This is a genomic window from Amycolatopsis sp. NPDC004772, assembly GCF_053601215.1.
The window spans coordinates 1-9,433 of the sequence record NZ_JBSGBK010000156.1 but is presented as its reverse complement, the minus strand read 5'-3'; the positions used below and the strand labels follow the sequence as shown (position 1 = coordinate 9,433).

General features: G+C 73.6%; 5 protein-coding genes. 4 read left to right on the top strand and 1 reads right to left on the bottom strand.

Annotated features, from left to right (window positions below):
* Positions 1–90: 90 nt before the first annotated feature.
* Positions 91–450, bottom strand: coding sequence for an STAS domain-containing protein (locus ACWEF6_RS42240; RefSeq protein ID WP_449688093.1), 360 nt, complete (start codon positions 448–450; stop codon positions 91–93).
* Positions 451–606: 156 nt separating this feature from the next.
* Between ACWEF6_RS42240 and ACWEF6_RS42235 the strand changes: the two genes are divergently transcribed.
* The 4 genes from ACWEF6_RS42235 to ACWEF6_RS42220 all read left to right on the top strand — a co-directional run.
* Positions 607–1,473, top strand: a complete 867-nt coding sequence (locus ACWEF6_RS42235) for a MerR family transcriptional regulator (RefSeq protein ID WP_449688092.1) — start codon at positions 607–609, stop codon at positions 1,471–1,473.
* 530 nt (positions 1,474–2,003) lie between these two features.
* A complete protein-coding gene (locus tag ACWEF6_RS42230; RefSeq protein ID WP_449688091.1) occupies positions 2,004–5,579 on the top strand; it encodes a discoidin domain-containing protein in 3,576 nt (1,191 codons plus the stop codon).
* A 189-nt stretch (positions 5,580–5,768) separates the two neighbouring features.
* The gene (locus ACWEF6_RS42225; RefSeq protein WP_449688094.1) at positions 5,769–7,397 is read left to right on the top strand and encodes a PucR family transcriptional regulator; all 1,629 of its coding nucleotides are present in this window, start codon (positions 5,769–5,771) and stop codon (positions 7,395–7,397) included.
* A gap of 303 nt (positions 7,398–7,700) precedes the next feature.
* Positions 7,701–9,433 (top strand): elongation factor G (locus tag ACWEF6_RS42220; RefSeq protein WP_449688090.1); only part of this gene is annotated, 1,733 nt, incomplete at its 3' end.

Sequence of the window (9,433 nt, the reverse complement as noted above, 5' to 3'; positions counted from 1 at the left end):
TGAGAAGGGTGTTCAGATCGGTCGTCACAAACTGATCTTGAACACCCTTCGCCCGTCTCCAGACACCACCCGGCCTTAGGACTTACTCGTCTAGGCGGTCTCCCGTGTCCGCAGTGGCCGCCCCGCGACGGCCGCCTGGGCCGCGTCGAGCTCGGGGTGCAGCGGCAGCAGCGCGTCCAGGCCGAGGATCTGCAGCGGCCGGTGGACCGCGGTCTCCTCCGCGGCGATGGCGTAGGGCACGTTCCGGGCGGTGGCCTCGCGGTGGGCCTCGACCAGCACGCTGAAGACGGTCGAGTCGCAGTAGGTCGTTTCGGTCAGGTCCGCGACGACCCCGCGGGCGCCGGCGCGGATGGGCCCCAGCAGGGCTTCCCGGAGCTCGGGCGTGCGAGCGAGGTCGAGCTCGCCCGCGCAACGGACGATCACCACTCCGGCGTCGGTGAATTCGGTCATGGGTTCCCTCCTCATCGGGCACCAGGACAGAAATACCCAACCGCGGGCGAATTCACTCGTAACGTCCGGCGCCGGGGCCTGCGTGTCTTCGCCGTTCGGCCGCCGCGGGGATCGGTAAACTTCGGCAGTTCGCGGTCCGCGAGGCGAAGGGGCACGGTGGAACCCGACAACGACGCGCCGCCCGGGGCCTGGGCGCCCGGCAAGGTCGCCGAGCTGCTCGGGGTGTCGCCGGTGACGCTGCGCAGCTGGAGCGCGCGGTACGGGATCGGGCCGCCCGCCGGCGCCGGGCGCCACCGCCGGTATTCGGACGCGGACGTCCGCCGCCTCCAGCAGATGCAGCGCCTGGTCGCCCGCGGGATGCCGGTCCGGGAGGCGGCCGAGGCGGCGTTCGGCCACGCACCGGCCGGGCTCGAGGTGCCGGCGTCGCGGCGCGCGCGGGAGCTGACCGACGCCGCGGACGAGCTCCGGTACGCATCGGTGGCGGGCCTGCTGGACGAAACGCTGGGCACCCTGGGCCCGGCGGCGGCCTGGACCGACGTGCTGGCCCCGGTCCTGCGAGGCTTGGGCAACCGCTGGCAGCGCGGCGACGCGTGTTTCGCCTCGGAGTGGGCGCTGACGTCGGAGATCTCCCTGGCGTTCGAGCGGTTCAGCGGCCGCTTCCCGGCGGCCGTGCCGGGCCGCCCGGTGCTGCTGGCGTGCTGCCCGGCGGAGAGGCACTCGCTCCCGATCGAGGCCCTGCGGGCAACGCTGGCCGAGGCGGCGGTCCCGGTGACGTACCTGGGACAGCTGGTCCCGGCGGAGACGGTGGCGGACCTGGCGGCCCGGATCAACCCGGTCCTGGTGCTCCTGTGGTCGATGGCCCCGACAACGGCCGACGACCTCCTGGCGGCCCGCCTCCGGACATCGGGGTGCGAAGTGGGCACGGCCGGGCCGGGCTGGGCACACCTGGCAGACCGCGGCTTCCGGTGGGTGAACGATCTGGGGGCCGCGGTGGAGCTGGCCGTGGCGCACGCGGAGTCCTGAGCCGGCGGGTCGTCCGTGGTCCACCACCGGTTGGCGAGGTCGCTCGCCGGGTGCGGCGGGCTTGCACGGGCCTGGCCAGGCTGGGGCAGCAGGCCCGGGCCTCGGCCCGGACTCGCGGCGGCCCCGCCCGGCCTTGCGCCGGCTCAGCCCAACCCAGCCCAGTCCAGGCCGGGTCGCGCCAGGCCGGGTCGGGTTGGGCCAGCCCAGGCGAGCCCAGCTCAGCCCAGGCCTCTCCCCGGGCCGCGGCGGCCGGCCTCGCGCCGACCCGGCCCGGCCCACCCCAGGCGCGCACCGCCGCACCCAACCCCGCCCTCGCCCCAGCCCACCCCGCCCCGCAGCGGCCAGCCCCGGCCCCGCACAAGCCCATCCCGGGCGCGGCGCGGACATCGATGTCATTAATCCGAATTCTTGTCTTCCTTGTCTTCTTGACGCTCTCCAGGCCCGCAGCGGAAGCTTCCTGGCAACGTTGTCAGCATCCCGGCACCCCGCCCCGCCAGGTCCTCGGTTGCCGCCTGAAGAACGGAGTCCGCATGGCGGAGGAGAACGCGCGCGCGGAGGTGTCGGTCTTGTCCCGTCGGCACGTGCTGACGGCCGGAACCGGCTTGCTGGCCGGCTTCGGCCTCGCCGCCGTCCTGCCCGGGGTTGCCTCGGCGGCGCCCGCCGCGCCCGAGAGCCGCAGCAGCGATCTCGCCCTGTTCCGGCCGGTTCAGGTGTCCTCGACCGACTACGCCGCGACCCCGGCCGAGTTCGCCGTCGACGGGCTCGCCCAGGTCGGCGTCCGCGGCTCCGGCTGGCGGGCCGCCCAGGGGGACGGCCAGTGGATCGTCGTCGACCTGCAGGCGCCCTGCGCCATCGAGTCCGTCGTCCTCACCTTCGAGGCGCAGCCCGGCGATCCGGCTTTCGACGCCGGTGCCTCCCGGTCCCGCACCAGCGGCTTCGAGGTCCAGTCCAGCTACGCGACGGCGTTCGACCTCGACGTCTCCGGCGACGGCAAGGCCTGGCGCACCGTCCACCACACCGAGGCCGGCGCCGGCGGTGTCGTCACGATCCCGGTGGCCGTCACCGCCCGCTGGGTCCGCTTCACCGCGAGCCGCCGCTCGACGAGCAATCCCCTGGGGCTCAACGGCTTCCAGGTCTTCGGCACCAGCCGCCAGACCCGGCCCGCCGTCCGCGGCTGGACGAGCTTCCCGGTGCGCCCGAACGACAACCCACCCTCGCTCGCCGTGGCGCCCGACGGCACCGTGCCGCTCGAATCCGGCTGGGTGCTCACCATGGACGACTGGGCGCCCACCGGCGACGGGAAGGCCCTCTCGGCGACCACTGTGGACACCCGCGGCTGGCTCCCGGCGACCGTGCCCGGCACCGTGCTGGCCTCGCTCGTCGAGCAGGGGCAGCTGCCCGACCCGGTGGCCGGGATGAACAACCTGCACGTCCCGGAAGCGCTCTCCCGCCACGCGTGGTGGTACCGCCGCCGCTTCGCCCTCCCGCGCGGCCTGGACACCTCCCCGGGCCGGCACGTCTGGCTGGAGTTCGACGGCGTCAACCACGAAGCGCAGATCTGGCTCAACGGGGCCGAAATCGCCACGCAGAGCCACCCCTTCGGCCGCGGTGTCCACGACGTCACCGCCGCGCTGCGCCGCACCGGCGAGCAGGTCCTGGCCGTGCGGGTCTCGCCGATGCCGCGGCCGGGCAGCCCCGGGGACAAGGGCTCCAACGGCAGCTCCTGGGTCGACGCGGGCGGCACGATGTTCGACAACTCGCCGACCTACCTCGCCGTGTCCGGCTGGGACTGGATGCCCGCGGTGCGCGACCGCGCGTCCGGCCTCTGGGACCACGTCCGCCTGCGCTCGACCGGCGCCGCCGTGCTCGGCGACGTCCGCGTCGACACGAAGGTGCCTGACGGCAAGACCGCCGAGGTGACGCTCACCGTCCCGGTGCGCAACGCGGCCGCGACCGCCCAGCGCGTCAAGGTCACCGCCGCGTTCGGCCCGGTGAAGCTGGCGGCCACGGTCACGATCCCGGCCGGGCAGAGCACCGACGTCGTGTTCCCGAAGCAGCGGGTCGAGAACGCGAAGCTGTGGTGGCCCAACGGCTACGGCGACCCGAACCTCTACGACCTGACGCTCACCGCGGCGATCGGCGCCGCCACGAGCGACCGCCGGACCGTCGAGATCGGCCTGCGCGAAATCGGCTACGTCTACGACCTGCCGATCGTCATCGCCGACGGCCGCGCCACCCAGACCGTGGACCTCGCGCCGCAGAACGCCCGGTTCGTCCGCATGCAGGGCCTCAAGCGTGCCACGGGCTGGGGGTTCTCGCTCTGGACGATGTCCGTGCAAGCCGGCTCGGGCCCCGACCTGGCCCAGGGCAAGCCGTCGTCGTCGCAGTCGGTGGCCGACGGCAACCCGCCCGAGCGCGCCTTCGACGGCGACCCGAACACCCGCTGGACGTCGGAATACAGCGACAACCAGTGGCTGCAGGTCGACCTCGGCGCCCCGACGGCGTTCGACCGCGTCGTGCTGACCTGGGAAACCGCCTACGCGGCGACGTTCAAGATCCAGGTGTCACAGGACGGCGGCACCTGGACCGACGTTGCATCGGTGGACAACAGCCCGAAGCCGCTGACCTTCCTGGTCAACGGCGTCAAGATCTTCGCCCGCGGCGGCAGCTGGGGCTGGGACGAGCTGCTGCGCCGGATGCCCGCCGAGCGGGCCGACGCGGTCGTCGCGATGCACCGCGACATGAACTTCACGCTGATCCGCAACTGGGTCGGGTCGTCGTACCGGCCGGAGCTGTTCGATGCCTGCGACAAGTACGGCATCCTGCTGTGGAACGAGTTCTGGGACGGCTGGTCGACCGACCCGGCCAACCACGACGTCTTCCTGGCGCAGGCGAAGGACACCGTGCTGCGCTACCGCCACCACGCGTGCGCGACGGTCTGGTTCGGCTGCAACGAGGGCACCCCGCCGCCGGTGATCGACAACGCGCTGCGGGACATCGTGCACGACAACACCGACCTGCTGTACCAGGGCAACTCCGCGGGTGGCGTGATCACCGGGGACGGGCCGTACTACTGGCAGGACCCGAAGCGGTACTTCACCGGTGAAGCGACCGGCGGGAAGTACGGGTTCTGGAGCGAAATCGGGCTGCCGACGGTGTCGGTCGTGGAGAGCATGCGCAACCTCGTCGGAAAGGACGACCCCGGCTGGCCGATCGGCGCGCCGTGGTTCCTGCACGACTGGTCCACGAACGGCAACCAGTCGCCGCAGAGTTACCTGGCCGCGATCGACGCGCGGCTGGCGCCGTCCACGAGCCTGGCCGAGTTCTGCCGTAAGGCGCAGTTCGTCAACTACGAGAGCATGCGGGCGATCTTCGAGGCGTGGAACGCGAAGCTGTGGAACGACGCCACCGGCGTGCTGCTGTGGATGTCGCACCCGGCGTGGCACAGCACGGTCTGGCAGACCTACGACTACGACCTCGACGTCAACGGCAGCTACTACGGCACGCGCAAGGGCTGCGAGGCCCGGCACGTCCAGGCCGACCTGACGACGTGGCAGGTGCGCGTGATCAACCATACGCCGGCCGCGCTCACCGGCGTGACCGCCACGGCCCGGCTGTTCGGCCTCGACGGGACGGCGCTCGGCCGGGCCCAGCAGCAGAAGCTCGACGTGGCGCCGGTTTCGGCCGCGGCCGCGTTCACGGTCCCGTTCGACGCCGGCCAGCCGGACCTGCACCTGCTCCGCCTGACCCTGACCGACGGCCGGGGGACGGTGCTGTCGGAGAACACGTACTGGCGCTACCGGACGGACACGGCGATGCGCGCGCTCAACCAGCTCCCGGGCGCCCGCCTCACGACGTCGCTGAAGTCCGACGGCGACGGGTACACGGCGACGATCCGCAACGACGGCCGCACGGTGGCGGCGATGATCCGGCTGTCGCTGCGGGAGAAGAACGGCACCGACCGCGTGCTGCCGACCCGTTACGGCGACAACTACTTCTGGCTGCTGCCGGGGGAGAGCCGCACGGTCCGCGTCGAGCCGCGCCGGCGGGTCCCGAACGCGAAACTGCTGGTGGAGGCGTACAACGTGGCGGCGAAGCTGACCTAGCCGCGACGGCTCGCGCAGCTTGGCCGCGTCGACGCCGCCGTCGTCCACCCCGGCTCGGCGACGCCTCCTGCCGGATCATCTCCTGGCGGGAGGAGTTCGTCGGAGACGACCGAAGCAGATACTGAATTCGTCCGCCACGACGAACTACGCTGGCGGCGTCGCGCCTAGCTTCGGGAGGTGCTCGTCTCCATGAACCTGCGCCCGCACGCCGGCCTCGGCCGCGTCCTCGACGACCTGGGCGGCACGCTGCTGGACCTCGTCCTCGGCGACGGCGAGCGTCCGGGCGGAATCGGCGGCGTCGCCATCCACGATCCGCTCGACGAGCCCGCGCTGCCGCAGAACGCCCTGGTGCTGGGCGTCGGCCTCGCCGATCCGGACGAGGTCGTGCGGCAGCTGCGGACGCTGGCCCGCCACGACGCGGCCGGGCTCGTGCTGCGGGCCCCGGTCAAGGTGACGCCGGCGATCACCGCCGCCGTCGACGAGACCGGCGTCGCCCTGCTGAGCCTCGCCCGGGGCGCGTCCTGGGCTCAGCTCGCCGCGATGCTGCGCTCGCTGCTGGCCGAGGGCGACGTCGGGGACGCGCAGCGCGAGACCCTGGCCGGGCTGCCGTCCGGCGACCTGTTCGCCGTCGCCAACGCGATCGCCGCGCTGATCGACGCGCCCGTCACCATCGAGGACCGGCGCTCGCGCGTGCTCGCCTTCTCCGGACGGCAGGACGAGGCCGATCCGTCGCGCGTCGAGACCATCCTGGGCCGGCAGGTGCCCGAGCGGTTCGCGCGGATGCTGGCCGAGCGCGGGGTGTTCCGCGAGCTCTACCGCAGCGAACAGCCGGTCTACGTCGACCGCCCGCCGGAAAGCCCGGAGGGGTTCATGATCCCACGCGTCGCCGTCGCGGTCCGGGCGGGCGACGAGATCCTCGGCTCGATCTGGGCCGCGGTGAGCGCCCCGCTGACGCCCGACCGCGCGCAGGCTCTGCGCGACGCGGCCCGCCTGGTGGCCCTGCACCTGCTGCGCATCCGGGCCGGTGCCGACGTCGAACGGCGGCTGCGGGCGGACCTGCTGAGCACCGCCCTCGAAGGCGGGACCGGCGCACGCGAGGCGCTGAGCCGGCTCGGCCTGGCCGACCAGCCGGTGATCGTACTGGCGCTCGCCGTCCTGGGCGCCGGAGCCGCCGACGCCGAGCTCGCCGCCGACCGGCAGCGCCTCAGCGACGGGCTGGCGATGCACCTGAGCGCGGTCCACCCGCGGTGCGCCGCCGCGCTCGTCGGCGACACGGCCTACGGGCTGGTGCCGGTGACCCGAGACACCGACGCCGAACAGCGTGCCCTGCGGATCGCCACCGACTTCCTCGACCGGGTCGGCGACCGGGCCCGGGCCGTGGTCGGCATCGGCCCGGTGGCCCGCAGCGCGGCCGAGCTGCCGGAAGCCCGCGGCAGCGCGGACCGGGCGTTGCGGGTGCTGCGCTCGGGCAGCGGCGCCGGCCGCCGGGTCGCCCTGCTGGCCGACGTGCACGTCGAGGCCCTCCTGCTGGAGCTGCAGGACCTGGTCGCCGCCCGCGGCGACCGCCCGACCGGCGTCGTCGCCCGCCTCCTCGACTACGACGCCCAGCACCACGCCCACCTCGTGGAGACGCTACGGGCCTGGCTGGACGCCTTCGGCGACGTCATCGCCGCCTCCGCGGCGGTCCACGTCCACCCGAACACCTTCCGGTACCGCCTCCGCCGCCTCGCCGAGGTCGGCGGCTTCGACCTGACGGACCCGCAGGCCAGGTTCGCGGCCATGCTCCAGCTCCGCGTGGTCGCTCCACCCGCCCCCTGACACCGTGTGGAAGTAGGCATCACGTGTGTCCCTTCCGGACACGGGTGGGGGCGCGGAAATTGCGTTGGCCGGTGGGCGGGGGATCGCTAACCTTCGCGGGAACTTGCCTGCCGCGTCGATCGAAGGGAGCCGGCCGTGCGTTGTCGCGTCGCCGTCGCTTCCCGGTCGCGGTCCGAGGTGATCCTGGTGTCTTCGCGTCCCCGGTGCCTGCCGCGCGGCCTGCACCGGACTCCGTGACAGTTCCTGACGACCGTCGCGGGGAATCGCGCCGTCCCGGTCACTTCGTCCACAAAGGACACCACTGTGCGCAACCTCCGCAACCTCGGCATCCTCGCCCACGTCGACGCGGGCAAGACCACCCTCACCGAGCGGATCCTGCACCGCACCGGCGCCACCCACAAGACCGGCGAGGTCCACGACGGCACCACCGTCACCGACTTCGACCCGCAGGAACGCGACCGCGGCATCACCATCTTCGCCGCGGCCGTCAGCTGCACGTGGGACGGCCACCGGCTCACCCTGATCGACACGCCCGGTCACGTCGACTTCACCGCCGAGGTCGAGCGCTCCCTGCGGGTGCTCGACGGCGCCGTCGCCGTGTTCGACGCCGTCGCCGGGGTCGAGCCGCAGAGCGAAACCGTGTGGCGCCAGGCCGATCGCTACGGCGTGCCGCGGATCGCGTTCGTCAACAAGCTCGACCGCGCGGGCGCCGACCTCGACACCGCCGTCGCCTCGATCCGGGCGCGGCTGCACCCGGCACCGCTGGTCGTGCAGCTGCCGATCGGCCGGGAGGACGGCTTCACCGGCGTCGTCGACCTGCTGCGCCCGCGGGACGTGCCGGACGACCTCGCCGCCGAGGCCCGCCGCCGGCGCCGGGACCTGGAGGAGGCCGTCGCCGAGCTGCACCCGGTGGCCCTCGACGAGTTCTGCGCCACCGGCCGGATCTCGGCGGAGACCCTGGAAAAGGCGCTGCGGGAGCTGACCCTCAGCGGCGACGGGCTCGTCGTGCTGTGCGGCGCGGCCTACCGCGACCGCGGGATCGAGCCGCTGCTCGACGCCGTCGTCGCGTACCTGCCGTCGCCGGCCGACGTCCCGCCGGTGCGGCCCGACCGGCCCGCCGACCCGGCGGCGCCGCTGGCCGCACTGGTGTTCAAGGTCGTCTCGACGACCACGGGACGGCTGACGTACCTGCGGGTGTACTCGGGAACGCTGCGGAAGGGAGACCGGGTGACGGACACCGAACGCACCGAACGCATCGCGCGCGTGCTGCGCGTGCAGGCGGACCGGCATTCCGAAGTGGACAGTGCGGTGGCCGGTGACATCGTCGCGGTCGCCGGGCCGAAGGCGGCGCGCGTCGGCGCCACCCTCTGCGCGCCCGGCGCTCCGGTGCTGCTGGAGCCACCGGCGACGGCGGACCCGGTGGTCTCGGTGGCGGTCGAGGCCCGGCGCGACGGCGACCGGCTCACGGCGGCGCTGGCCTGGCTGGCCGAGGAGGACCCGTCGCTGGTCGTGCGGGTCGATCCGGAGACCGGCCAGACGGTGCTGTCCGGGCTGGGTGAGCTGCACCTGGAGGTGTCGGTGGAGAAGCTGCGGCGGGACCGCGGCCTCGAGGTCGCGGTGGGCCGCCCTTCGGTGGCCTACCGCGAGACGGTGGTCAGCGGGGTGACCGGGCTGGTCTACCGCCACGTCAAGCAGGACGGCGGGGCAGGCCAGTTCGCCCACGTCGTCCTCGACGTCGCGCCGGCGGCCGAGGGCTTCGAGTTCGCCTCGGCGGTCGTCGGCGGCCGGGTGCCACGGGAGTACGTCCGCGCGGTCGACGCCGGCTGCCGGGACGCCCTGGGCGAAGGACCGCTGGGCGGGCACCCGGTGACGGGCCTGCGCGTGACGCTGACCGACGGGGCGACGCACCCGAAGGACTCGTCGGACCTGGCGTTCCGCACGGCGGGCCGAGGTGCTGCTGGCATCAGGCAGCATGCCCTCGAGTGCAGCGACGTTTCCTGGGTTGGCGACGCGGCGCTTGCGGTAGTGGCGCTCGG

Coding starts and splice junctions, on each gene's coding strand:
- ACWEF6_RS42225 (WP_449688094.1), top strand. CDS start 5,769: ATGAACCTGCGCCCGCACGCCGGCCTCGGCCGCGTCCTCGACGACCTG.
- ACWEF6_RS42230 (WP_449688091.1), top strand. CDS start 2,004: ATGGCGGAGGAGAACGCGCGCGCGGAGGTGTCGGTCTTGTCCCGTCGG.
- ACWEF6_RS42240 (WP_449688093.1), bottom strand. CDS start 450: ATGACCGAATTCACCGACGCCGGAGTGGTGATCGTCCGTTGCGCGGGC.